Origin of the sequence: Paraburkholderia fungorum (assembly GCF_046026025.1) — a bacterium.
GTDB classification, from domain to species: Bacteria; Pseudomonadota; Gammaproteobacteria; order Burkholderiales; family Burkholderiaceae; genus Paraburkholderia; species Paraburkholderia fungorum_E.
On sequence record NZ_JAQQFL010000019.1, the window covers coordinates 37,167 to 63,690 of the forward strand.

Below are 26,524 nucleotides of genomic sequence, written 5' to 3' on the forward strand. Positions count from 1 at the left end.
CGGGTCGCGTCTCGACTGGCGTCAGACGCGACCGGGTCATCCCTTCCCGTGCAACGCGGCGATTTCCTGCAAATCGAGATCCCGCTCCAACTCGGTTAGCAGTTCATCATGAATCAAGCCTGACCGGTGCATTCGCAACAACTCGCCGCGACCGGCCGCAATGGCGGCGAGCACAACGTCGTAATGCGCGGTGCGAACATCGGTGGGATATTCCGTCAGGTCCTGGTGGGTTTCGGTCATCCGCGCCCGATAGCTGTATTGTTCCAGCAAGCGCGGATGAATCACCTGGCCCTGTGCATCGTGCACGAGCGGCTGGATCGCGGCGAACTGCGACGCTTCGACCCTCGCCCACGCCTGAGGCTCGGTCAAATGCCGCTCGTTGCGCTCCTCTACGCTATCCGGTTTGACCCAACGAATCAGCGCGCCGATCGTGGTCCCCTGACCAAGCACGGTCACGAGAATCACCGCGAATGACGCGACCAGAATCAGATCGCGGCCCGGCATCGCCTCGGGTAACGAGAGCGCGATCGCCAGCGTCACCACGCCACGCATGCCGGCCCAGCTCGTCACCGTCGACGAGCGCCAGTCGAGCGCAACGTTTGCGCGCCGCATGACCTTGCACACCAGTCCCTTCAACCATTCGACGGCGAACACCCACACGAAGCGCGACAGCACGACGGCTGCGATCACTGCGCCGACGGCGGGTGCAAACGCATTCAACGTCTCGCCGACGCCGCCCAGCCGCACGATCACGCCGCGCAGCGACAGCCCGATCAGAATGAACACCAGCGCTTCCATCAGGAAGATCAGGACCTGCCAGAATGCCGTGCCGCGCATGCGCACCGAGGCTGAGAAGACTTCATGCTGATGCCAGCCGAGCACCATCCCGCAACTGACGGTCGCGATGACGCCTGAAACGTCCAGCATGTCACCTGCGATGTAGCTGATCCACGGGGAGAGTGCGGATGCGGTGATGATGAGGTAGGTGTTGTCGAGGCTGCGCAGCAGTTTGACGACCACGAAGCCAATCGCGATGCCCACTGCCACACCGCCCAGACCGAGCATCGCAAACTGCCCGAGCGCATGTTGGGCGCTGAACGTGCCGGTCAGCGCGGCGGCGACGGCGAAGCGAACCAGGACGATGCCGGCGGCATCGTTGAGCAGACTTTCGCCTTCGAGGAGCACCATCAACCGGCGCGGCAGCGCGACGCGTTCCAGCACGGCTTTTGCGGCGATGGCGTCGGGCGGCGAGACGATCGCACCCAGCGCGAAGCACGCGCTCCACGGTAAGGCCGGCACGACCCAATGCGCGACCACGCCGACCGCAAAGGTGGTAAAGGCGACGGCGCCGATCGCGAGCAGCAGGATGCCGCCGACATTGCGCTTGAACTCGTCCCACACCGAGAAGTACGCACCGTCCATGAGGAGTGGCGGCAGGAACACGATCAGGACCAGTTCGGGATCGAGATTGATGGGCGGCAGCCCAGGCACGAAGGCCATCGCGGCGCCGCCGACCAGAAGCGCCGCGGCCGGCGGGAGTTGCAGTCGCTTGGCGAGGAGCTGGAGGCCGATCATCGCGGCGAGCGACAGCAGGACGAGTTTGAAAGCCATGACGGAGGACATGCGGGGTCTCGGCGAGTGGCAAGGGGTGGGAGTTACTTTTTATCACAGGGCGGGGCTTCTGCCTGTGGTTGAGCCGGAGGGGGATACGCCTGTGGGATCAAGTGCTTGGCTTGTGGGGGCTTTTTTGATCTATATGGACGATGATTTCGTACCGGACCTTGCAACGGCGATGCGAATTTGACTATTGCTGCGGCAGCTGTTCCCTACGCAGGTCCCCAGCATCCAGATGACCCATCTTGGCGGCCAGTTGAAGCCGCGCCGTGCGCCAGTCGGTGATTGCCTGGATACGTTGTTGTTTGGCCTCCGAAAGTGCCTTCTGTGCGGCCAGCAGTTCCAGAATGTTTCCCACGCCCGCTGCATACCGATGCTTTGCAACATCAAAAGAACGTTGCGCAATCTGCCCTAACGTATCTGTGTTCCCGACATTCTGTATGTTCGTCTGGAGTGCCTGGTAGCTTTTCCAAACATCGAGTCCAACCTGCTGGCGGGCTTCGTCGAGCGTGTCCTGCAGGACTTCCGCTTGGGCGCGTGCCCCGCGTACCCTGTAACCCCGGCCGAACCCTTCAAACAACGGGATCTGCACCTGCACGCCAACATACCGGTCGCGCCCGGTCGCGGGGAATTGAGGCTCGCCTAGCCCAAGACTTGCGGGCTGGTTGTTCTGGCTGTACTTCGCGACCAGACTCAAGTTGGGCAATCCTTCGGCGCGTGTCTGCTGCTCACTGGCGATTGCCGCGTCGAGCTTCGCCCTGGCGGCGGCGACCGCCGGGTGGGCGCTTTGCGCTTCGTCGATCATCGCGGCGACCGACGCCGCGAAATCCTGGTCTGGCGCCACGCCGTCGTCAACACCGGGCATCGTAACGGGCTGATCCGGGCGTAGGCTCATATCGGCGGCGAGGGTGCCGAGGGCGACCTGCAGGTCACCTTCGGCCCTCGCCCGGTTGAACGTAGCCTGCGCGTATGAAGTCTGGGCCTGCAACTGATCGGAAATCGCAGCGACGCCGTGGGTCACGCGTGCCGACGCTGCGATAAAACTGTCGTGCGCGATGCTTTCCGCTTCCTTCGCCGAGGCCAGCTTGCCCGCGACTGCCTGTGCTGCGTAGTAGTCTGTTGCCACGGTGAAAAAGACCGTCTGCAAGGTTGCATCCTGGTTGGCCCGCGCGGCGGCGAGCAGCGCCTGTGCGTTGGCGAGCGCCGCCTTCCTGCCGCCAAAGTCGTACAGCACCCAGTTCGCCGAGACAGAGCCAGAGTAGACCGTCGAGCGGTTGGCCGAACTCAGGCGGGGATAGCCCGTCACGTCTGTTGCCGCGTCATCGCGCACGTCCTGCAGATTGGCGCTCAGGGTCGGCAGATATGCTGACTTTGCCACGCCAACTGCAGCCGCCTGCACCTTCACATTCGCCCAGGCTTTTCGCGTTTTGGGGTTCTCGCACAAGGCGCGATTCACGGCCTCGGGCAGATGAAGTGGCACCTCCAGCGTACCGAACTGGCAGGGATGCGCCGCGTCGATATTCGCAAATGCGTTTGCAGGTGTATACGGGACGGAGGTGTCAGTGTGGAACACATCGATTGCCCTCGCTATACCTGGAGTGCCACCCAATACCGATAGCCCTAACACTGCCAGCATCATGCAAACATAACTAACGAGACCGGGCCTTGTGCTATTGAACCGTTCAACGTTCACGCAGGCTCTCCCCGGTTGTCTGCATCAGCGGGTCGAGAAAATATCCGGCAACGCTGCGCCGTCCGGTCCTTATTTCAACCGTCACCTGCATGCCCGGAGTCAGATTGATCGGTTTGTGATTGATCTCCATCTGGTTGGTCGGCAGGCGAATGTGCGCCGTAAATGTCAGGCCCAGCCTCTGGTCCCTGTTCTGAGCCGCATCGTTCGATACGGACGTGACCTTGCCGGTCAGGTAGCCATATCGGGTATAGGGGAAAGCTTCAATCTTGACGATGGCGTCCTGCCCGACATTGACGAAGCCCACGTCCTTGTTCTCAATGTTTGCTTCGACTTCTACTGCGTCGTCCGGCACGATCTCCATGATCGACTGTGCCGTCGTGACGACTCCGCCGAGCGTATGTGTGGCCAGTTGCTCGACCGTTCCCGAAACCGGTGCGTAAAGTGTCATCAGTCCCTGGCGCGTCACGGCCTTGGTTTCGTCAGCGCTGTTCTGTGCAAACTGTTGCTTTGCCTTGTCCAGAGCGTCCAGCTGTTCCCGGGAGAATTGCGAGGTTGTGGCCTGGATCACCGCCTGCTGTTCGACTATGGAGGCGGCAAGTTCACGAGCGTGGCTCTGCTGTGCGGCAAGTTCGTGCTCCTGTTCGAGCGCGGTCTGCTCCTTGCCGAGATAGTCGTGCTGCGCAACGTACTGGTCACGCGCCAACGCCCGGTAATCCTCCGCTGCGCTACGCGCCAGTGGCGCGGTCGCACGCAGTTTGGCCACTTCCTCTCGGGTCGTCGATAGTTCGGCTTCGCGCTTGAAAAGTTCGGCCTGCGACGCGGCGAGTTTGTCCGCGTATTCCCTGTATAGCCCTTCGGCGAAATGCTGCGCCTGAGCCTGTTGCTCTGACGATGCGCCATCCACGGCGAGCAGTGCGGGGACGTGCCCGGTTTTAATCGCTTCCAGCAATGCGGTTGCCCTGACGGAGGCGAGTGCTGCGTCGATCCTGGATGAGCGTGCCTTGTCCGCGTCAGCTGCTGCCTGTGTTGCGTCCAGAACCAGCAACGCCTGTCCGGCACTAACGCGTTGACCATCATGGACCAGAATCTGCCGCACCACACCGGTGATCGCAGGCTGGATAACTTTTACGCGCTCGTTGGGAACAAACTTGCCCTTTGCTGTGACGACGATATCAAGCCGACCAATGACGGCGATCAGCAGGATCAGTACTGACAGGATCACCAGAATGCGCATTGCCCAACGGGGTGCTGGGTGAAGAGGTGTTTCGACCAGTTCAAGCTGGGCGGGCTGGAAAGCCAGCTCGTAACTGAGTTTCTCTGGTGCATCGAGCTGGTCGCGGATCGACCACCCGGCTCGCCACACAGCCGTGTATCGACGCATCAGATCGGCAAAAGCCTGAAGATGGAGTCGCATCATCAACTATTCTGCAGCGAAATGAGGTGGGCGTAATAGCCGCCATGCGCGAGCAGTGCGTCGTGCGTACCGCGCTCTACAATCCGCCCCTTGTCCATCGCGATGATCTGCGTCGCATGCCGCACGGCACTCAGGCGATGGGCGATGATGACTACAGTTCGTCCCGCGCAGATGGCGCGCATGTTGTTCTGGATAATGCGCTCGGTTTCGAAGTCGAGCGCGCTGGTCGCTTCATCAAAAATCAGGATGCGCGGATTGGTGAGCAGCGCCCGCGCAATTGCCAGCCGCTGGCGTTGGCCACCCGACAGATTGCCGCCGTGCTCCTCGACCGGCGTGTCATAAGCCTGAGGCAGTTCGCAGATGAAATCATGCGCGCCGGCCAGTTTTGCGACCTGCATCACAAGTTCAAGTGGCGCGCCCGGATCGGTCAGCGCAATGTTCTCGCGGATCGAACGGTTAAAGAGGGTGTTCTCCTGCAGTACAACACCCACCTGCCGGCGCAGCCACGCCGGATCGGCGAGCGCGAGGTCGATGCCGTCGATGCGCACGGTGCCCTGCTCGGGCAGGTAGAGTCGCTGCAACAGCTTCGTGAGTGTGCTCTTGCCAGAACCCGAGCGGCCGACAATGCCGATTACCTCGCCGGCGCGCACGTCGAGAGATATGTCGTTGAGGATAGGTGGACCATCGGCCCGGTACCGGAAGCGGATGTTCTCGAACCGGATGTTGCCGTTCACTGCAGGTAGCGCCTGGCGGCTTTGCGGCAATTCGTTGCGCGTGTTGAGGATGTCTCCGAGACGTCCCATCGAGATACCGATCTGCTGGAAGTCCTGCCACAGTTGCGCGAGACGCAGGACCGGCGATGCGACGTGCTGCGACATCATGTTGAACGCCACCAGTTGGCCCACCGTCAGCCTGCCATCAATGACAAGCTTCGCGCCCAGCAACAGCGTCGCGAGCGTGACCAGCTTGCCGATGTACTGAATAAGCTGCTGGCCCACATTGCCCAGCGCCGTCACACGGAAGCCCGATGCGACGTAGGCTGCGAGTTGCGTTTCCCATCTTTTGATGAACTGTGGCTCGACGGCCATTGCCTTGACCGTTTCGATGCTGGAAATGGTTTCGACCAGAAAGGACTGGTTGTCCGCGCCGCGTGCGAATTTTTCATTCAGACGCCGGCGCAGAGCGGGCACGAGCATGGCGGAAACGGCGGCATAGAGCGGCAGCGAAGCCACAACTATCAGCGTTAGCCACACACTGTAGAGGCACATTACCCCGATGAACACGATCGAGAAAACCAGGTCGATGACTGCGGTCAGCGCCTGGCCCGTCAAGAAATTGCGGATGTTCTCCAGTTCTCGCACGCGCGCTACGGTATCGCCCACGCGCCGGGCCGCAAAGTAAGGCAATGGCAGGGCGACCAGATGGCGGAACAGGCGAGCGCCCAGTTCCACGTCGATTCGGTTGGTGGTGTGGGAGAAAGTGAAATTGCGCAGACCCGAGAGCAGCACCTCGAAGGTGGAGCTGACGAAGAGTGCAATGCCGACAACGGCGAGTGTGTTGTAGGCGCGGTTCACGAGCACCTTGTCCATCACCACCTGAAACATCAGTGGCGAGACGAGCCCGAAAATCTGCAGGATCAGCGAGACGCCGAGCACTTCCAGCAATAGCCGCCGGTATTTGATGATCGCCGGGATGAACCACGAAAAATCGAAACGCGCGAGCTCACCGGCAAGCGAGGCACGCGATGTGAATAGCAGCATGCGGCCGGCAGTACGGACCGCCAGCGCGTCGAGCGGCATCACGGTCGGAGCGGCAGCCTCCGCTTCGAGAACAAAGGCCGTCTTGCCGTCGCAGCGCGCGATAATGAAATGTTTGCCGTCCTTGTCAAATGCAAGCGCGGGCAAAGGCGTGCGATCAAGCCGGTCGATTCGCAGCGGTGCCTGCGTCGCCTTCAGACCGATCGAGCGAGCGCTCAAAATCAGTACGTCACTGTCGAAGCGCTCATTGTTACGCGCGGCGGCATGACGTAACTGTGCGGCGTCTGCGGCGATGCCATGGAACCGCGCGATGACGACGAGGCATGCAAGCGCCGGATCGTGACCGGGGTTATCGGGGGAAACAGTATCAGAAGCTGGGCCGGATGCGGGAGGCACCGACGGGTTGAGTTCGGGAGCGTTCAAGGATTATCGACTTTTGGGTACGGCGACCGTGTGCCCGGTACAGCACGGAAAACACCGCCGATTGATACATGGGCATCCGTGACGAAAAAAGCCGTGGATGCCTGGACAGCGAATGAAAGGGGCGTTAGTACAGATTGGCCGCGAGCAGCGCTTGCGGCGACTGCTGAACCGCGGGCGGCGTCTGTGAAGTGGCTGCAGATTGCACGCCGTAAGATGCCATGCCCGCGATCAGGTTGTTGACTTGCGTATCGGCCAGACTTGCAGTGCGGGTGGTCGCCATCTGGAGCAGTTGCTGCCTGTTCCATGTTGTGCCATCGGCAAACTGCACTGTCTGAACGCCGAAGCCGCTGCCAGCCATAAACGAATCCAGCGTGATCTGGTCGCCCGCGATACCGTCCGTCAGCACAATGCCGGAATTGCTTGAGCTCTTCACCGAGACTGATGACGCGCTGATTCCCGCGCCCAGTTGCAGCACGTTATGGGGCGCACTACCGGAATCGTATTCATCAATCTCGAGTTTCCCGTAGCCCGCATTGAAGATGAACGTATCGCCGCCGCCACCGCCCCGAACATAATCGTTGCCGCCTTTGCCATCGAATACGTCCGCGCCGCTGGTCCCGTACAGTTTGTCGTCGCCCGGGGTGCCAGTTGTCGCCATCTGGAGCAGTTGCTGCCTGTTCCATGTCGTGCCATCGGCAAAGTGCACCTCTTGCACTCCCCAGGAGCTGCCGCTTAAAAACGAATCCAGCGTGATCTGGTCGCCCGCGATACCGTCTGTTAACACCAGATTGCCGCCATTTGTCCCCCGCACCGTGAACGACGAAGCATTAATCCCTTCGCCTAGTTGCAGCACGTTATGCGGCGTCGAGCCTGAGTCCGTTTCCGCAATTTCCAGTTTTCCGTAGCCCGCATTGAAAATGAACGTATCGCCGCCGCCCTGGCTTTGGATATAGTCGTTGCCACCCTTGCCGTCGAACACTTCCGCGTTGGAAGTCCCATAGAGCGTGTCATTACCCGTCGTCCCCGTCGTGGCCATTTGAATCAGCTGCTGACGCGTCCAGACTGTGTTGTCAGAAAACCTTACCGCCTGCACTCCCATCGAGCCAAAGAGCATTGCCGAGTCCAGGGTGATCTGATCCCCCGCGATGCCATCCGTCAGCACCAGATTTCCGCTGGCCGTCCCGCGCACCGTGACTGACGATTTGCTGATTCCAGGGCCGAGTTGGAGAACGTTGTAGGGGGCGCTGCTCTTGTCCGACTCGTAAATTTCCAGTTTCCCGTAGCCCGCATTGAAGAGGAACGTATCGCCACCGCCGCCGCCCTGGACATAGTCGTTGCCGCCCTTGCCGTCAAATACTTCCGCGTTGGCGGTCCCATAGAGCGAGTCATTACCCGTTGTTCCGCAGAGTGCGGCAACCTGGATCAACTGATACCTCGTCCATGTCGTGCCATCGGCAAATTGCACAAGCTGGACGCCCCCGCCACTGTCGCGCAATTCCCCCACCAGCGTAATCTGGTCGCCTGTGACGCCGTCTGTGAGCACCATGTCGCCGTTGCTCAGGACCTTGGCCTTGATCGATGACGGGTCGATCCCCAGGCCGAAGCTGAGTGTATTGGCAGGCGCGCTGGAGTTTGGGTCGCTTTCACGAATCTCCACGACGCCATCACCGGCAGAGTAGTGGAATACGTCGTTGCCCGGCAACTGCGCGCTTGGGTCGTTACCAGCGCGTTCACCGATCAGCACACTGACTCCCGGACCAGCATAGAAATCGTGATAGATCGTGCTGCCGGTTTCCTGAATACGCCCCGATCCGTCGAAGCTGATTTGAAGGCCCGAAGCGATGGCGTTTGCAACCGATGCGATGGTGTCGTTCGTCGCAGCGGCAACGTATTTCTCAAACAGAGAGTCCGACATGCCCATGTCAAAACGCGCTGCGTCCGCGACGCGTAACAGCAGATCCCAGGAGGCAAGGTTCGCGGCTGTGATTGTGCCGAGACGTTGGAAGGCTGCAGCTAGCGCTGGTGCGAATGTCGCCGTCGCCTGGATCGTATCGGTGGCGGCGTCGTACGTGAATTCGGGCGCTACGCTGGCAGCCAACGGCGATTGCAAAACAAGGCGTGCCAACGCTGCGTCATAGAGATCATTCCAGCTTTGTTGCAAGTAGGCTGCCGCCCTGATTCCAGGGTTGACACCGTCACCGGTCGAATTGAAGGTCTTGCCCAGGTACCGGTCCACGAAGCTGAGCTGCCGTGCGTCAATCGAGGGGCCATGCGAACTGGGGTCGAGGGAGGTCACACCAGCCCACTGGAAGAGAATTGCCTGGGCGGCCGATTCGACACTGGAGGGACTTGTACCGGCCGGCTGGGCAACAAAGGCCTGCACCAGATTCTGCAAACCCTGGTCGAGCGACATGGCCGAGCGCAGGTCTCGCAATGTCCCTGCGCCTGCCAATTGAGGGAGCGCCGCTGCAGTCGCCGTTACTTCTACCGGGGTAACCGGTTTGGTGTTCATCGTGCTGTTGGCGAACCACGCATCAACAATTTCGCGGGTGGTGCCGTCCGCCAACGTATAGCTGCTAATCGAACTTATCTTGTTGCCTGCGATGGTCTCAGTTACCGCAGTGGCATTAAGGTTGATTGAAACAATGCCCAGCTGACTGAGTGTGTAAAGTTCACCTGAATCAGAGGCGCCGTTCCCGTTGGCATCGACCCATACCCGCAGGCTTGCGAATGCGGGATCAGATGCGTCGATGACGTTGTCGTGATTGGCGTCGAGCTTGCGCAGGATGTCAAATCCGTCGGTCGTTTCGTTGCCGAATAGCTGGGTAATATTCGTGATGCTCCGGTCGTCCGGATCGAAACAGAGCAATCCCATGCCGGCACCGACCCAGCCCGTTTGTCTGGCAAAGCCATCGTTGGCCAGGTCGAAGTAGGGGGAACTTGTGTTTAGCGGTGTCAGGTTGATTCCCGAGCCGGTCAGGTCGAGGACAAGCGGGCTGATAAGTGCGTCATCACCTGGGTATTTGCCCATCGCGGCGCCCCCGGCGCCGGATTCGGGTCCTTTTCCGCCAGCGCCTGGCGCTCCCGGCTGACCGGAATCTGGCGAGCCAGTACCTAACTGGGACTCGATGTCGTTGAGCAGATTACCGATTTCGGCTGCGGCGGCTTTTACTGCGTCCGTAACCGCGTTGGTTGCGGTCAACGCCAACAAGCCCGCCGCAGCCGAAATTGCCAGGCCGAGACTGGCAATTGGGGCCATCGCTGCCGAGCCGGCCATTCCAGCCGCTGCTATCGCACCAGCAACACCCGCGATCACGGACCCAATGGTATTGACTACCGTCGCGACGGAACTTGTCACGTCGAGTCCCGCAGCGCTTATTGAACCCTGATTGCCAGATGCCACTGCATCGTTGTAGGTAGTCAGCGAACCGGACATTGTGTCGATCTGCTTCCCGAGTTTGTCGATCGCCGTCACAATCCCATAACCGGCGCCGACTATCGAGCTAAGCGTCCCTAGAGTTGCGCTGTCAGTGAGAGTTGCTTTGGCACCGGCAATTGCGGTGCCAATGCCCACGGCTGTCCCTGTCATGTCACCCCCAAGCGCTGTCTCAGCGATGCTAGCAAGCGACGCAGTGATATCGAAATAGGGACCAAGATAATCAGGTAATGAGTAAGTTATCATTATATGGTGATCTCGTTGAAGGTTATTGCAAATAGGATCAAAGCGCTGTTATTGGATCGTATTTATATTAAAAAAATCCGACCCCTGCTAAAATTTTTCGTTGCCCTCTTGCCCTGTGAGAAGCATCCTCGTCATGTATCCGCGTAAGGTTCAGACAGAGTATTCCCTTTGGAGTAAAGAATTCGAACTGTCGCGCACGCATCCTCATCGTTCGCTGTCTTCAAGCCAGTCAACCCGGAAATAAATGCCGTGGATTCCGGCTCATACATCGATCTTGTGATTTTTAGAACGCCCCGCGTTGCGTCTTCAGTTGACAGCACGATGAGCGGCGACCCATCCAGTTGTGCCTCAATGGCAGCTTTGTTGACAGCGAACCATGCTTTCGCTTCGTCGTCGCTAAACGATTCCATGACTGGAGAAGCCTGGACTATGAACTCCGTGGCGTTGATTCCACCTTTTAGAAACATGCTGCACATATGGGTGTCCAGCGACGGCAATATCCTGCTGACAGCGGACAGTCGCTGCTCAAGCAGATCGGTGGGTAGTCGGGGCAATCCCTTTACTGCCAGCTGGCCGGATAGCCTCAACAGATGACCTGGACCTGCCGAGCCGCTGAGCGCCGCCAGTTTCCTGTTATCCAGCACCCATGTTCGATACTCATCGAATTCGCGGTGCATCGGTGATGAAACCGGAAAGGGATTGAACGAGGCTGCAGGATCTTTTGAATTGGTATTGTCAGCCTTGGTATCCCTATCGCCGATATCCCCATTCATGGGATTAATCGCTCTCGCTACACTTTTTCCCGTTTCTTGGTTTTTCATAAAAAGGCATCCGAGGGAGAATGCCACCGAGAAAGTAATAATTAAAGTCGCAGCGCGCCGGTACCTTGTATAACTCATCTATTTCGTCCAGTCTTGTCTTAACCACATTTCGGAACAGCGAAAAAGCGCTGGCGGCGCAAGCTTCCACCGTTCGGACGCTGTTTAGCGTGCTTCGCAATATTCAAGAAAAGTTGCGTAGCGGTGTGCCAGAAACTTCTGCAGCGGTGCCTGGAATGGTCAGATGCATTTAGCGAAGCAGTTGTCGATTGATTACTTGTGTTTCCCGTGGCAGACACGCGGACTGTCGTTGGTGATGAATGGGGGACCGCGACGCAATGCCAGTGCGTGATGATGGCGTGCCGTTGGTTCGGCAGCATCCGGTTCACGCCAGATAGAAGGTGGCTTCAGCTAATTGCCAGGCAGGCTGACGGATGCATCGACCCAGCAAAAGGCATCTGCATCAATGCCTTGGCACTCCTGTGCGCAAGTTATCCACAGCGTTGACCACAAATTATGTGGACAACCAGGAGATGGGGTGTCGCAGCTACGGCGACAGGTTCGCCATTCTGGTTTTTCTGCGCGGCCGGTAGCGGCTTGATGAGTGATGCTTACTCATCACCCGCGACCGGATACTTCTGCTGCGTCAACGACTTGGCCGGGATGTGCGAAGGTTGTCCACAGGCTTGCCAACATTTTGTGGGGACAAGTTTGGGCAACGAACCCCTCAAGCCTTCAACACCGACCCCGCCACCTCTTCCCGCGACTGCACTTGCAAAACCGCATCCCGCTTGTCCAGCAAATGCTGCCGCAAAATCGTGCTCAACTTCTTCCCATCCCTCGCCTCAAGCGCCTTCAACATTTCATCGTGATCATGAATCGCGCTATCCCACTTGGGGATCTGAAAATTCGACCGAAACCGCAACGCCTGCAGGCGCCGGTTCACAGCAACATAAGTCTGCCGGAGTGCTGAATTCCTTGCCGCCTCATTGATCTTGTCGTGAATCGCCTGGTTGCGGCTGTAATACCCGGCCAGATCGTTCTGCGTACGACAAGCCAGCATCGCGTAATGCAGCGCCTTGATCTCGGCAAGCTCGGCAGCCGTCATCCGCTCCGCCGCTAGCTCACCAGAAAACGCTTCAAGACCGCTCATCAATTCGAAGGTCTCGCGCAACTCCGCTTCCGACATCTTCGATACCGACGCGCCCCGGTTCGGCCAAATCTCGATCAGCCCTTCGGCGGCCAGCACCTTCAGTGCCTCCCGCAACGGCGTGCGCGAAATCCCCAGCGTCTCGCACAACTCGCGCTCGTTCAGTTTCTTGCCCGGTTCAAGCACCCCCTCGACGATAAAGCGGCGAATGTGCTCCACCACCGTGTCGTGCAAGCGCTGACGCTCAACCTTCGGCATCAGCGGGGAAGCGGCCGCACCTGCATCGAAATCCGAATTTTGCATACAAAAACCCTCAACATCGTATTAGTGCGATTTTATCGGAAGCTCGAAGATTAGGTAAGAGCACGGGTAAACACCGGTCCCAGCAAGCAATTTTCATCTTGGGATCACAGCGGATCGTCTGATATAGTTTTTTGCATGCAAAATTCAATCGGAGGAGCCCAATGCTCAAGCTAGACTTTCACCCCGCTGGCCGTCACTTCCTGCAGATTCCGGGTCCGAGCCCGGTGCCCGATCGCATTCTCCGGGCGATGAGCTACCCGACCATCGATCACCGCGGCCCTGAGTTCGGCGAACTCGGCCTGAAGGTGCTCGAAGGCATCAAGAAAATCTTCAAGACACAGCAACCGGTCGTGATCTATCCGGCCTCCGGCACTGGCGCGTGGGAAGCGGCGCTGTCGAACACGCTGAGCCCTGGCGACAACGTCTTGATGTTCGAAACCGGCCACTTCGCGACGCTGTGGAAAAAGATGGCGGAAAGCCTCGGACTGAGGCCGGAGTTTCTCGGCCTGCCGGGCATTGAAGGCTGGCGGCGCGGGGTTCAGCCGGACATGATCGAAACGCGTTTGCGCGCCGACACGCAGCACGCGATCAAGGCGGTGTGTGTGGTCCATAACGAGACCTCCACGGGCGTCACGTCGGATATCGCCGCCGTGCGCCGCGCGATCGACGCGGCCGGGCACCCTGCACTGCTGCTGGTCGACACGATCTCGGGCCTCGCCTGCGCCGACTATCGCCATGACGAATGGGGCGTCGACGTCACCGTGTCGGGCTCGCAAAAGGGCTTGATGCTGCCCCCTGGCATCAGCTTCAACGCGATCTCGCCGAAGGCGTTCGCCGCCAGCAAGCAGGCCAAACTGCCGCGCAGCTTCTGGGACTGGACCGACATCGTCGAAATGAACAAGACCGGCTATTGGCCGTACACGCCGAATACGAACCTGCTGTACGGGCTCAACGAGGCGCTGGAGATGATTCTCGGCGAAGGGCTCGACAACGTGTTCGCGCGTCACGAGCGTCTCGCTGAAGCCACCCGTCGTGCGGTGCGTGCATGGGGCCTGGAGATTCAGTGCGCCGATCCCGCTGTCTATAGCCCGGTACTGACCGGCGTGATGATGCCCGAAGGCATCGACGCCGACGCGGTGCGCAAAGTCATCTACGAACGCTTCGACATGTCGCTCGGTACCGGCCTCGGCAAGATGAAAGGCCGCATGTTCCGCATCGGCCACCTCGGCGACTGCAACGACCTGATGCTGCTGGCAACGCTGGCCGGTTGCGAAATGGGCCTGCGGCTCGCGGGCGTGCCGCTCAAGGAAAGTGGCTTGCCTGCCGCTATGGAGTGGTTGAGCCAGCCGACCCAGGCTTCGGGGCTGAAAGCGGCGGCTTAGGCACTTTAGCGCTTGAACACTTCAAGCACCTGAGCGCCTCGGCGCATCTCGCAGCAAAGGAAGGCGGGGAGCACTTCCTCCACGAAACCGCGCATAGAACGCGGCCCATGGACAACAAGCGATGTTCCCGCGGCGCAGGTCGCTGACGGGCGGCGATGCGGCGCGCCATTCAGGCGCGCCGTCGATAGACTGCAATGGAGAGAGACAATGAAGCGGTTTCGTGTGAGCAGTGCGACCAGTATCGTTCTAGTGATGCTCTGCATCATGTACTTCATCACTTACCTGGACCGCGTCAACGTCAGCACCGCGGCTGCAGGTTTCGGCAAAGAGTTCGGACTCTCGCACACGGAAGTGGGCCTGGTGTTTTCGGCCTTCGCTTATCCGTATCTGATTTTTCAGATCATCGGCGGCTGGGTTAGCGACCGCTTCGGCGCGAAACGCACGCTGATTTTCTGCGGTGCGATCTGGGGCGTTGCGACTTTGCTGACCGGCCTCGCCGGTGGCCTAGTCTCGTTGCTGGCCGCACGCGTGTTGCTCGGTTTCGGTGAAGGCGCCACGTTTCCCGCCGCGACTTCCGCGATGGCGCGCTGGGTCGCGAAAGAAAAACGCGGCTTTGCGCAGGGCATCACACACGCAGCGTCGCGTATCGGCAATGCCGTGGCACCCGGTTTGATCGTGCTGGTGATGGCAACCTGGGGCTGGCGCGAATCGTTCTATATCTGCGGCGTGTTCAGCTTGCTGTGGGTAGCGGTGTGGTCGTTCACGTTCACCGAACATCCGAAAGATCATCCGCGTATCACGAACGAGGAACTCGAAATCTTGCCCGCGCCGAAGCCGAAGGCCGCCAGCGTGCCGTGGGGAAAACTGTTTCGCCGCATGTGGCCGGTCACGATCGTGTACTTCTGTTATGGCTGGACGTTGTGGCTGTTCCTTAGCTGGATTCCACAGTACTTCCTGCACAGCTATCACCTGCAACTGCAAAAGTCGGCGATCTTCGCCTCGGTCGTGTTCTTTGCCGGCGTGCTCGGCGATACGCTCGGCGGCATTGTGACCGACTGGATCTTCACACGTACCCGCAGCCTGAAGCGTGCCCGGAGCTGGATGGTGTCGGTGTGCATGCTGTTCTGTCTGCTCTCGCTCATTCCGCTGATGTTCACGCACGACCTGTATCTGTCGATGGCGTGTCTCGCGTCAGGTTTCTTCTTCGCCGAAATGACGATCGGCCCGATGTGGGCGATTCCGATGGACATTGCGCCGGAATACTCCGGCACCGCGAGCGGCATGATGAACACCGGCTCGGCATTGGCCGCGATCATTTCGCCGGTGGTCGGCGGGTTTCTGATCGACTACTTCGGCAGTTGGGAGTTGCCGTTCGTCGGCAGCATGCTGTTGATGGCGATCGGCGTGGTGCTCGCGTTCCGCATGCAGCCGGAAAGCAAATTCGAGCTCAATGCGGCCGACCAGGCACACGCCACCACGGGCGCGGGTGCATAAGCAGACCGCGCCGTTCCCTTTCTTCGCCTTCAAAGCAATGACAACATCACTGAGTCAACGTCTCGCCGACGCGCGCCGCCATCACCTGACGCTCGATGCGTTGCCGCCCGAGCAAACACCCGCGGACGGCGCTGCCGCCTACGCGATCCAGCACGACATCCTGCGTGTGCTGGATGCGCCGATCGGTGGCTGGAAGATCGGCGCGAAGTCGGATAGCGGCCCGATCCAGGGCGCACCGTTGCCTGCGAACGATCTGCATGCCGATGGCGCGCGCTTGCCACGAGAAGCCTTCGCGCCGCTTGGACTCGAACTGGAGATCGCATTCCGTTTCGGCCGCCGTTTCGAGCCTTCCACGACACCGTACAGCGAAGCCGAAGTACACGCAGGCATTGGCTCGTTCGGCGCGACCATTGAGATCGTGGCGAGCCGTTATGCCGGCTGGCCCAATGTCGACAAACTCGCCCAACTCGCGGATTTGCAGAATCACGGCGCGTTGATCGTCGGCGAATTCACGCCGTATCGAGAGGACTTTCCGTTTGTGGCGCCGTCGTTGCGGTTCAGCTTTGAAGGGCATGATGTGGTCGAGACAACGCCCGCCAATCCGGCCGGCGATCCGCGGCGTCTGCTGACGTGGCTCGTCAATCACGCCACATCGCGCGGCATCGCGATCACGCCGGAGATGGTCGTCACCACCGGTTCGTACACCGGAATGTTTTGTCCGCAGAGCGCGGGCACGGCTAACGGGCGTATTGAAGGGCTCGCGCCGATCAGCCTGACGCTGTACTAGCCCGTTTTCTCATAGACCGACGATATGACGAACCCCACCTCCGCTTTACTCGTCAAGCCGATTCATCTGGTGCCGTCCGCCGCGGGCCTGACCACGCCGCTCGCGCAGCATTTGCGTAAATCCTTGCGCGGCGATGTTTTATTCGATGCGGCGAGCCGCGGCCGTTATTCCACCGACGCGTCGATCTATCAGATTACGCCGATCGGTGTGGTGGTGCCGCGCGATCAGGATGATCTGCGCATCGCGCTGGACATTGCGCGTAGCGAGAAAGTGCCGCTGCTCGCACGTGGCGCGGGTACCAGCCAATGCGGCCAGACCGTCGGTGAAGCGCTGGTTATCGACACCAGCAAATGGTTGAACAACATCGTCGCGTTCGATGCCGACGCGCGCACAGTGACGGTCGAGCCAGGCGTTGTGCTGGACCATCTGAACGCATGGCTGAAGCCGCATGGCCTATGGTTTCCCGTCGACGTCTCGACAGCGGCGCAATGCACGATCGGCGGCATGGCCGGCAACAACTCGTGCGGCTCGCGCTCGATCGAATACGGCAACATGGTGCATAACGTCGAGGCAATCGACGCCATTCTCGCCGACGGCAGCGAAGCACGGTTCGCCTCGTTGCGCGATGCGCCGCAAGGTGCGCGCCTGCAGCAGATCGTGGAAGGCGTGAAGCGGATTGCCGAGCGGGAGCACGATGAAATCGTCGAACGCATACCGAAGGTGCTGCGGCGCGTAGCGGGCTACAACATCGACCTGTTCGATTGTCAGAACCCGCGAGCCTATACCGATGACGGCATCGCCAATCTCGCGCATCTGCTGATCGGCTCGGAAGGCACGCTTGCGTTCAGCCGCCAATTGACGCTGAAGCTCGCGCCGCTGCCCACGCATAAAACGCTGGGCGTGGTGAATTTCCCGACCTTCTGGCAAGCGATGGATCTGACGCAGCACATCGTCAAGCTGAAGCCGGTGGCCGTGGAACTGGTCGACCGCACCATGATCGATCTGGCCATGAGCAATCCCGCGTTCCGTCCGGTGATCGAGAAGGCGCTGGTCGGCGAGCCGCAAGCGATCCTGCTGGTGGAATTCGCAGGCGAGAACGCTGGCCAGCAGCTTGCATCGCTCAAACAACTTACCGAACTGATGGCCGATCTGGGCTTGCCCGATTCGGTCGTCGAGATGCCTGGCGCGAACGAACAGAAAGCGCTGTGGGAAGTCCGCAAAGCCGGGCTCAACATCATGATGAGCATGAAGGGCGACGGCAAGCCGGTCTCCTTCATCGAAGATTGCGCGGTGCCGCTCGAACATCTGGCGGAATACACGAGCCGCCTGACCGAAGTGTTCCACCGGCACGGCACCGAAGGCACCTGGTATGCCCACGCGAGCGTCGGTACGCTGCACGTGCGGCCGATTCTGGATATGCGGCGCGACGGCGCGCTCAAGATGCGCGCGATCGCCGAGGAAGCCGCTGCCCTGGTGCGCGAATACAAGGGCGCGTATTCCGGCGAACACGGCGATGGCTTGTGCCGTGGCGAATGGGTCGCGTGGCAATACGGACCGCGTCTGAACCAGGCGTTCACTGAGATCAAGGCGCTGTTCGATCCGGACAACCGCTTCAATCCGGACAAGATCGTGCGTCCGCCGAAGATGGACGACGCGCGCAATTTCCGCTTTGCCCCGGGCTACGCGGCGCGTGCGATCGAGACCGCGCTCGACTGGTCCGCATGGAACGTCGAACGCGATCCGCTCACGGGGCAGCAGACGCCGCCGGGCAGCGGCAACGATCTGGCGGGCGGTCTCGCGAAGGCCGTCGAGATGTGCAACAACAACGGCCATTGCCGCAAGTTCGACGCGGGCACCATGTGTCCGAGTTATCGCGTCACGAAGGATGAGCAACATGTGACGCGAGGACGCGCGAACACGCTGCGTCTGGCCATCTCCGGGCAACTCGGCGAAGCGGGACTCGCCAGCGACGACGTCAAGGACACGCTCGATCTGTGCGTGTCATGCAAAGGCTGCAAACGCGATTGCCCGACGGGCGTCGACATGGCGAAGTTCAAGATCGAGGCGCGGGCGGCGCGCGTCAAACGGCATGGGCTGCGTCTGCGCGACAGGCTGGTGGCTTTCATGCCGCGCTATGCCGCAGCGGCGAGCCGCGTGCCGGGCTTGATGGCGCTGGCTGACAACGTGCCGGTGTTGTCGGCGTGGTTCAAGCGAATGGTGGGCTTCGCACCCGAACGCACGTTACCGCGTTTCACGAAATCGTTTCTATCCGACGCGGTGCCGGGAAAAAGAGCTCAAGGCGGCGCGTTGAAAGAAGTGCTGTTGTTCGTCGATACATTCAACAACAACATGGAGCCTGAAAACGCGCGCGCCGCGCAGCAGGTGTTGGAAGCGGCAGGCTACACGGTGCACTTCAATACGCGCCAGGGCGAGCGACCGGTGTGTTGCGGCCGCACGTTCCTCGCGGCCGGTCTGGTGGATGAAGCGAAGCAGGAAGCGCGGCGCATGCTCGATCTGTTCAAACCGTTTGTCGAGCGCGGTGTGCCGATTGTCGGATTGGAGCCGTCGTGTTTGCTGTCATTGCGCGACGAGTTTCTGCACTACGGTTTCGGCGAAGAAGCACAACGGCTTTCGAAACAGGCGTTTCTGTTCGAAGAGTTTCTGGTGCGCGAGGAACAGGCCGGACGCTTGCAGCTTGCACTGAAGCCGTTGGCAAAGGAACAGGCGCTCGTACATGGCCACTGCCACCAAAAGGCCTTCGACGCGTTCACGCCCGTGCAAACCGTGCTGAAGTGGATTCCCGATCTCAAGGTGTCGACGGTGGAGTCGTCGTGCTGTGGGATGGCGGGCAGCTTCGGCTACGAAGCCGAGCATTACGCCACGTCGCAGGCGATGGCGGAACTCTCGCTACTGCCGGCGGTGCGCAAGATCGACGCCAACACCGTGATGGTCGCGGACGGCACCAGTTGCCGGCATCAGATCCACGACGGCGCGGGCGTCGACGCGATCCACGTGGCGCGGGTGCTGGCGATGGCGTTGCAGTGAGGGCGCGCAGCCACTAGGCGGCGCCGACAGCCTGCCGATACGCCGCCGGCGCCACCCCGACACTTTCGCGAAAGCGATGGCTGAAATGGCTGGCGTTCGCATAGCCGCATTGTTCCGCGACATGGGCGAGCGGCAATCTCGTGCTGCGCAGCAGCGTGCGGGCGCGTTCGAGCCGTTGCTGCGCGATCCAGGCCGCAGGCGGTAGTCCGAACGACGCGCGGAACATGCGCGCCAGATGAAATTCCGACAGCGCCGCGACTCCGGCAAGCTCGCCGAGCGTGAGCGTTTGCGCGAGATGATTCTCGATGTAGTCACGCAGACGCCGCCGGGTCGCGACCGAGAGACCGCCCTTGAGCGACGCATCCGTGCGGCGCACGCCTTGGGCGCGCAGCAGCAGACTCAATACCTGATGCGCTGTTTCATTGGTCCGCAGCAGACCATCGGGGTCCTGCCAGTCTTCGTTGGCGAGCGATTGACACAGGCTCGCGATGCGGGCGTCTTCGAAATAGGTGCGATCGGCCAGCGTCAGTTCGCGCGGCTCGCGATCGAGTTCCTGCACGGCGCGCTGTGTGAAGTGTTCGGGCAGGAAATAAAGGTGCATGAAATGCATGTGGCCGCGCACCCACCAGCGCGATTCATGCTCGCCGGGCAACGCGCAGAGCCGCGACGGCGCGCCGTAGCGCCCCGGCATCTTCTGACGCTCGGTGCGATAGCCGCCATCCAGATAGCACGATAGCGTGTGATGGCCGGGCCGTTCATAGATGGTCTCGGCTTCCTCCGTGTCGCGGGTCCAGAGGGCGATGGCGAGCCGGTCGCCGAGCCACGCGAAGCGCTCGAGATTCGCGTTGGCGCTCTGCAGCGTGTGACAGACCGACTGAAGGCCGAACGGCGTTTCGGTGGATTCGATCACAGGGGCGGGCGGACTGGCGTTCACGGCAACGAGCGAGATGCATTCGATGACAGGGTAAGCGTCAGTATACGGCGCGCGGTTGCCGGCCGGGCGCATCCCCGAAAAAGTGCGCAATCCTGGACAAGTGCGACCGCCGTCGCTGCAGCATAGTGGGATTCTCGCTTTTTGCTGCTACAGGCTTCGTTATGAATCTTTCACTCTATGCCGTCACCGTGCTGATCTGGGGCACTACGTGGATCGCGATCAAATGGCAACTGGGTGCGGTGCCGCCCCCGGTGTCGATTGCGTGGCGTTTCTGGATCGCGGCGCTGGTGCTGTTCGCGCTGCTGCGCATCATGCGCCGGCCGATCTGGCCGCCGCGCGCCGCGTGGCGCTTCCTGGCCGCGCAAGGCCTGGCGCTCTTCTGTCTGAACTTTTTGTGCTTCTACTACGCCGAACAGGTGGTGCCGAGCGGCCTCGTGGCGGTGGTGTTTTCCACCGCGCCGCTGCTGAATTCGATCAACGGCCGGCTGTTCATGGGCCGTCCCTTGCAGCCGTCGGCGATTGCCGGGGCGGCGCTGGGGCTCGTGGGCATTGTTTGCCTGTTCGTGCAGCAGATGGCGGGACACCTGGGTGACCACGCGGTGTGGTTGGGGCTCGCCATCGCGTTCCTTGGCACCTTGTGCTTTTCGGCCGGCAATCTGCTGTCGAGCCGGATGCAATCGATGGGCCTGCACCCGTTCGCCACCAATAGCTGGGCCATGCTGATCGGCGCCGGCATTTTGACGGTGGGAAGCGCGCTGGCCGGCTTTTCCTTCTCCATCGAGCCCGACGCGCGTTATCTAGGCGCACTCGCCTATCTGGCGATCTTCGGCTCGGTGATCGGCTTTACCGCGTATCTGATGCTGGTCGGACGCATCGGGCCGGAGCGGGCCGCCTACTGCACCGTGCTGTTTCCGATTGTGGCGCTCGCGGCCTCGACGATATTCGAGGGCTACCGATGGTCCGCGTTAGCCGTGCTCGGGCTTGTGCTGGTGGTGGCGGGGAATCTGGTGGCGTTCGATCTCACACGGCGGCTCTTCGCCCGGCGCGTGAGGGTGTCCTGATGGCTTTTTGAGGGTGTTCTGAGGGCGGCGCATCTCAATCCGCCGCCGTCCACTCCGGTCGCTTGCCAAGGCTGTCGAACAATTCGAGTATCGTCGCCTTGACCTTTTGCACGGCATTGCTCAGCAACGCCGTGTCGTGCCAGCAGAGTGACAGCTCGCGCGAGAAAAGCGGGTGATCGACTTTGGCAAGCTTGAGTTTGTGCTCATCGAGTTCAACGTGCGCAGCCGTCCACGGCAAGATCGTCACGCCTAACTTCGCCATCACCGCGGCGAATAACAGCGCGGTGGAACTGGCCTCGAACAGAATCTCGCAGGGCAGACCGGCTTCGCGCAGCGCCCACTCGACGCGGCTGCGAATCGTATTCGGCGCACTCGGCAGGATCAGCGGCATACGCCCGAGTTCGGTGACCGACACCGGCTCGCGCGGCATCTGAAACTCCGGCCACGCAATCAGATAGAGCGCCTCGCTGAGCAGCCTTTGCGCGGCGACCCCGCGTGTTTCGACCGCGTCCACCACCACCGCCAATTCCACCCTGCCGCTACCGATCAGACTGCCGAGCTCCGCGCTCGGTGCTTCGAGCAATTCCAGCGCGATGCCGGGGTAGCGGTCGCGAATCGTGCGCGCAAGCGGGATCGCCACCATCCGCGCGGTGCTCGACGGCATCGCGACCGAGACTTTGCCCTGCGGCAGCTCGGCGTCCTGCCGCAGCAGCTCGCGCGTGCTGTCGGCTTGTCGCAGCAACTCGATCGCGTGCCGGTACAGCGTTTGCCCGGCTGCGGTGGGCGCCACGCCCTGCACGCTGCGTTCGAGCAACTGCATCCCCAGATCGCGTTCCAGATTACGCATCTGCTGGCTGATCGCGGGCTGGGCGATATGCAGTGCTTCGCTCGCGCGCGTGACGTTGCCGCACTCCACCACTTTGACGAAATACCGCAGTTGCCGCAGATCCATGGTTGTCGCTTGCTCCTTCATCCCATAACGAAATCCGATTGAGCTAGAGAAATATCATATTTTTATATTATCGAGCGCGTTCTTATACTCAATCCACAAAAAAACCGAAGCCAACTCGAATCGACGTGCTTCGCATGGGACCCGAGTAAGCGCTTTGCATGGGACCTGAGTAGCGCGCTGAAGCGCGAACTCCGGTCGACAGCTAAAGCACCAACTCGGGTCGACGTGCTTTGCATGGGACCCGAGTAAGCGCTAAAGCGCCAACTCGGATCGACACAGGAGACAAGAATGTCCAAAGCGATCGCTGTATCGACGCCCGGGCTCAAAGCCCGGCGCACGCCTCTCACCCGCGAGCAGATCGGCGGTTTCTGGGCGGTTTACTCGGGATGGGTGCTGGATGGCGTGGATTCCGTGATCTACGCGCTGGTGCTGATTCCGGCGCTCACTGAGTTGCTGCCCAACTCCGGTATCGCCGCGACGCCCGGCAATCTCGGCATGTATGGCTCGATTCTGTTCGCGCTGTTTCTGATCGGCTGGGGGCTGTCGTTCATCTGGGGGCCGCTTGCCGACCGTTTTGGCCGGGTCAAGACGCTGGCCGCCAGCATTCTGATCTATTCGGTGTTCACCGGTGCTGCAGCGTTCGCGCACAACGTCTGGGAGCTGGCCGCGTTCCGGCTGATCGCCGGTATCGGCGTGGGTGGCGAATGGGCGCTGGCGGGGACCTATGTCGCCGAAAGCTGGCCGGAAGATCGCCGCAAGATGGGCGCCGGCTATCTGCAGACCGGCTACTACGTCGGGTTTTTCCTTGCCGCCTTGCTGAACTATACGGTCGGTGCGACTTACGGCTGGCGCGCGATGTTCCTGTGCGGCCTCGCACCGGCGTTGCTCGCGATTTTCACGGTGCTCAAGGTGAAAGAGCCGGGTCAGTGGCGCAAGGCCGCGCATGGCGTCGGTCAGACGAACGCCGACGCCGTGCCCAAGCGCCGGCCGCTGATGGAGATATTCGCGCCGGCGTATCGGCGTCGCACGTTGACGAGTGCGAGCCTGGTGGGTGTCGCGATCATCGGCTTGTGGGCCGGGTCGGTCTACGAAGCGAGCGCGGTCGTGACGCTGGCGACGCGCGCCGGCATCGACCGTGTCGGCGCCGTGCGGCTCGCGTCGATCGGGGCGGCGGTGTTGTCGGTGGGGACGATCCTCGGGTGTCTGGTGGCGCCGTGGCTGGCGGAACGGCTCGGGCGCCGCGTCGCACTTGGGACGTACTTTGCCGGTATGGCGGTGTCGATCGTGTTTGCCTTCGGCTGGGTCTTCTATCTGCCGAACGGACTCAACCTGTTCATGGTGTCGCTGCTGTTCCTCGGTTTCTTCGGCGGCAACTTCGCGATCTTTTCGTTGTGGCTACCGGAGCAATATCCGACCCGGATACGCGCTACTGCGTTTGCCTTTAATGCGTCGGTGGGGCGTCTGCTTGGCGCGGGCGTCAACTTTCTGCTGGCGGCCGCGATTCATTGGCAAGGTTCGCTCGGGTTGCCGATTGCGTGGACTGCGGTGGCCTTTGGGATCGGCCTGCTGATCTTGCCGTTCGCGGTCGAGACCCGTCATCAGACGCTGCCGGAATAGCGCCTCGTCGAGCGCATTGCTCGCGCTGTCCTCACCGGTCATCAGACGCTGCGGGCATGGCGCGCGCATCGCTCGGGCTATCCGCAGCTGTCGTCAATTCGCTGGAGAACTGAATGCAAGCGTTACAAGGAATCAAGGTCGTCGAACTGAGCCGCGCGCTGTCCGGGCCGTTCTGCTCGATGGTGCTGGCCGATCTCGGCGCGGACGTCATCAAGGTCGAACCGGGGCCGGGCGGCGACATGAGCCGGACCTGGGGACCGTTCGACCGGGGCGTGAGTACCTACTATCTCTCCTGCAACCGCAATAAGCGCGGCGTGTGCATCGACTTTCGCAACCCGGAAGGACTGGCCGCGATCCACCGGCTGATCGACGATGCCGACGTGGTGATCGAGAACTTCAAGCCTGGCACGATCGACAGCATGGGGCTCGGTTACGACGTGCTCAGCGCGCGCAATCCGCGGCTGGTGATGGGGAGCATCAACGCATTTGGCGCGGATGGTCCGATGAGCGGCTGGCCAGGTTTCGACCAGATCGCGCAGGGTTATTCCGGGCTGATGAGCCTGACCGGTTTCGCCGATGGCGACCCCACGCGCACCGGCACCGCGATCGGCGATCTGAGTTCGGGCATGTGGCTCGCGATGGCGATCCTGTCGGCGTTACTGGAGCGTGAGCGCACCGGGCGCGGCCAGCACGTGAGCACGTCGTTGCTTGCGAGTCTGGTGGGGTTGCTGAGCGTGCATGGCCAGCGCTACCTGAGCCTTGGCGACATTCCGCGCCGCACGGGCAACGCGCATTCGGTGATTGCACCGTATGGCGTATTCGAAACGGCCGACGGCCCGCTCAACATCGCACCGATCACGTCGGACATGTGGCTGCGTTTGTGCCAATTGCTCGAATTGCCCGCATTGCCGGACGATCCGCGTTTCGCGACCAACGAAGCCCGCGTAGCGCATCGCGATGAATTGAAGACTGCGCTGGAAACCCGCCTGAAGACTCGCAGCAAACGGGAGTGGACCGAACTGTTTATCGGCGTGGGATTGCCGGCGGGGCCGATCAATACGTTAGACGAAGTATTCGCCGACCCTCAAGTGCAGCATTGCCGGTTGGTGGAAACGCTCGAGCATCCGACGCTCGGCGCACTGCGCCAGGTCGTGACGCCGGTCTCGAGTTCGACCGTAAAGGGCGATTCCTCGCATCACGTCAGCCGGCACGCGCCGCCGGGTCTGGGCGAACATACTGTCGATGTATTGCGCGAAGCGGGTTTCGACGAGGGTTCGATTGAAGCGCTGCTGGCCGCGAAAGCGGTACATCAACAGGGCGAGCACCGGTCGCCGGAAAAGGCTCGGGAACGTGCGGACGGCGTTACGCTGTGAGCAGGCCGGGAACCTTGGAACATGCTATAGAGGCCACACGATGAGTACACCGAATGCATCGCCGTTTATGGTAACGGTCGATATTGTGGACGAACGGATTGCACGGTTGACATTCAGTCATCCTACGCGTCGGAATGCGCTCAGCGCGGAGCTGTTGCACGCGCTTGATTCGCAGCTTGTCGACCTTGCCGCGCGGCGTATCCCGGTGGTGATACTCGGGAGCGGCGTTGGGCAGGACGTTTGGAGCGCGGGTCACGACCTTGGCGAGTTGGTGCATGACCGTGACCCGATTGCGTACGGCAAGCCGTTGGAACAGGTGTTGCGCCGCGTACGCGCTTACCCGGGCGTGGTGATCGCGATGGTGTCGGGCTCCGCGTGGGGCGGCGCCGTCGATCTGGCGATGAGTTGCGACCTCGTTGTTGCAGACAGTAGCGCGCGTTTCGCGATGACGCCGGCGAACATTGGCTTGCCCTATACGACGAGCGGCCTGCTGCGCTTCTTCAACAACGTGCCGATTCACATATTGAAGGAGATGTTCTTCAGCGCGCAGCCGCTCGACGCCGCCCGTGCCGAGCGTTTCGGCGTGATCAACCGTCTGGTCGACAGCGACAAACTGGAAGCAACGACGCTTGAACTGGCGCGCGGAATCGCCACCAAAGCGCCGTTGGCGATCCAGGCGGTGAAGGAGCAACTGCGGATTCTTGAGGATTTCCAGCCCGTGCCGGTTCAAGCGATGGAGCAGATTGCCGAACTGCGTCGGCAGGCATGTGAAAGCGCGGACTTTAGCGAAGGGTTAGCGGCGTTTTCGGAGCGACGGCCGGCGGTGTTTGGTGGGAAGTAAATGATCGGAAGACGGGGCTGCGAACGGGCAATCGGCTTTAGCCATTCAGTCAATGGTGATGATACGAACCATCTTGCATGCACCGGTGGCGCACAAAGGTGAGCGTTTTCGGGAGGGGCGGTGACGACCTCCCGTCTAGTCCGCCTGTAAAAAGATGATCCAGTCATGGGCGGCCGGATCCGGC

17 protein-coding genes are annotated in these 26,524 nt (G+C 61.0%); 8 read left to right on the forward strand and 9 right to left on the reverse strand.

Going from position 1 to position 26,524, the window contains the following annotated elements:
• Positions 1-36: 36 nt before the first annotated feature.
• The 7 genes from PQR67_RS21030 to PQR67_RS21060 form a co-directional block, all read right to left on the reverse strand.
• A complete protein-coding gene (locus tag PQR67_RS21030) occupies positions 37-1,623 on the reverse strand; it encodes a Na+/H+ antiporter (protein ID WP_408463392.1) in 1,587 nt (528 codons plus the stop codon).
• Positions 1,624-1,804: 181 nt separating this feature from the next.
• The gene (locus tag PQR67_RS21035) at positions 1,805-3,250 is read right to left on the reverse strand and encodes a TolC family protein (RefSeq protein ID WP_408463653.1); all 1,446 of its coding nucleotides are present in this window, start codon (positions 3,248-3,250) and stop codon (positions 1,805-1,807) included.
• 46 nt (positions 3,251-3,296) lie between these two features.
• Complete coding sequence (locus PQR67_RS21040) at positions 3,297-4,724, reverse strand: HlyD family type I secretion periplasmic adaptor subunit (RefSeq protein WP_408463394.1); 1,428 nt, start codon at positions 4,722-4,724, stop codon at positions 3,297-3,299.
• Positions 4,724-6,874, reverse strand: coding sequence for a type I secretion system permease/ATPase (locus PQR67_RS21045; RefSeq protein WP_408463655.1), 2,151 nt, complete (start codon positions 6,872-6,874; stop codon positions 4,724-4,726). Before PQR67_RS21045 ends, PQR67_RS21040 begins: the two co-directional genes overlap by 1 nt.
• Positions 6,875-7,025: 151 nt before the next feature.
• Entirely contained in the window at positions 7,026-10,490 is a 3,465-nt protein-coding gene (locus PQR67_RS21050; protein ID WP_408463397.1) for an SPM autocatalytic domain-containing protein, read from the reverse strand.
• A 224-nt stretch (positions 10,491-10,714) separates the two neighbouring features.
• A complete protein-coding gene (locus PQR67_RS21055; RefSeq protein WP_408463400.1) occupies positions 10,715-11,404 on the reverse strand; it encodes a hypothetical protein in 690 nt (229 codons plus the stop codon).
• Between the two features lie 724 nt (positions 11,405-12,128).
• Positions 12,129-12,854: a GntR family transcriptional regulator gene (locus tag PQR67_RS21060; protein WP_408463403.1), complete on the reverse strand. Its 726-nt coding sequence runs from the start codon at positions 12,852-12,854 to the stop codon at positions 12,129-12,131.
• 161 nt (positions 12,855-13,015) lie between these two features.
• Here PQR67_RS21060 and PQR67_RS21065 point away from each other — a divergent pair, with 161 nt between their 5' ends.
• The 4 genes from PQR67_RS21065 to PQR67_RS21080 all read left to right on the forward strand — a co-directional run bounded on the left by PQR67_RS21065 (position 13,016) and on the right by PQR67_RS21080 (position 19,562).
• A complete protein-coding gene (locus PQR67_RS21065; protein ID WP_408463406.1) occupies positions 13,016-14,236 on the forward strand; it encodes a pyridoxal-phosphate-dependent aminotransferase family protein in 1,221 nt (406 codons plus the stop codon).
• A 207-nt stretch (positions 14,237-14,443) separates the two neighbouring features.
• On the forward strand, positions 14,444-15,730 hold the full coding sequence (locus PQR67_RS21070; RefSeq protein WP_408463409.1) for an MFS transporter: 1,287 nt from the start codon (positions 14,444-14,446) through the stop codon (positions 15,728-15,730).
• Positions 15,731-15,767: 37 nt separating this feature from the next.
• The gene (locus tag PQR67_RS21075; protein WP_408463412.1) at positions 15,768-16,517 is read left to right on the forward strand and encodes a 2-keto-4-pentenoate hydratase; all 750 of its coding nucleotides are present in this window, start codon (positions 15,768-15,770) and stop codon (positions 16,515-16,517) included.
• A gap of 24 nt (positions 16,518-16,541) precedes the next feature.
• A complete protein-coding gene (locus tag PQR67_RS21080) occupies positions 16,542-19,562 on the forward strand; it encodes an FAD-binding and (Fe-S)-binding domain-containing protein (protein ID WP_408463415.1) in 3,021 nt (1,006 codons plus the stop codon).
• Between the two features lie 13 nt (positions 19,563-19,575).
• On the opposite strand, the gene PQR67_RS21085 is transcribed toward PQR67_RS21080, so the two are convergent.
• Positions 19,576-20,496, reverse strand: a complete 921-nt coding sequence (locus PQR67_RS21085) for a helix-turn-helix domain-containing protein (protein ID WP_408463418.1) — start codon at positions 20,494-20,496, stop codon at positions 19,576-19,578.
• A 161-nt stretch (positions 20,497-20,657) separates the two neighbouring features.
• On the opposite strand from PQR67_RS21085, the gene PQR67_RS21090 reads away from it, so the two are divergent.
• Entirely contained in the window at positions 20,658-21,557 is a 900-nt protein-coding gene (locus tag PQR67_RS21090; protein WP_408463421.1) for a DMT family transporter, read from the forward strand.
• 34 nt (positions 21,558-21,591) lie between these two features.
• Here PQR67_RS21090 and PQR67_RS21095 read toward each other — a convergent pair whose 3' ends face one another.
• Complete coding sequence (locus PQR67_RS21095) at positions 21,592-22,509, reverse strand: LysR substrate-binding domain-containing protein (RefSeq protein ID WP_408463424.1); 918 nt, start codon at positions 22,507-22,509, stop codon at positions 21,592-21,594.
• 288 nt (positions 22,510-22,797) lie between these two features.
• Here PQR67_RS21095 and PQR67_RS21100 point away from each other — a divergent pair, with 288 nt between their 5' ends.
• The 3 genes from PQR67_RS21100 to scpB all read left to right on the forward strand — a co-directional run bounded on the left by PQR67_RS21100 (position 22,798) and on the right by scpB (position 26,340).
• Positions 22,798-24,126: an MFS transporter gene (locus tag PQR67_RS21100; protein ID WP_408463427.1), complete on the forward strand. Its 1,329-nt coding sequence runs from the start codon at positions 22,798-22,800 to the stop codon at positions 24,124-24,126.
• Positions 24,127-24,239: 113 nt separating this feature from the next.
• Entirely contained in the window at positions 24,240-25,499 is a 1,260-nt protein-coding gene (locus PQR67_RS21105) for a CaiB/BaiF CoA transferase family protein (RefSeq protein ID WP_408463430.1), read from the forward strand.
• A gap of 40 nt (positions 25,500-25,539) precedes the next feature.
• The gene (scpB, locus tag PQR67_RS21110; RefSeq protein WP_408463433.1) at positions 25,540-26,340 is read left to right on the forward strand and encodes a methylmalonyl-CoA decarboxylase; all 801 of its coding nucleotides are present in this window, start codon (positions 25,540-25,542) and stop codon (positions 26,338-26,340) included.
• Positions 26,341-26,524: the final 184 nt, after the last annotated feature.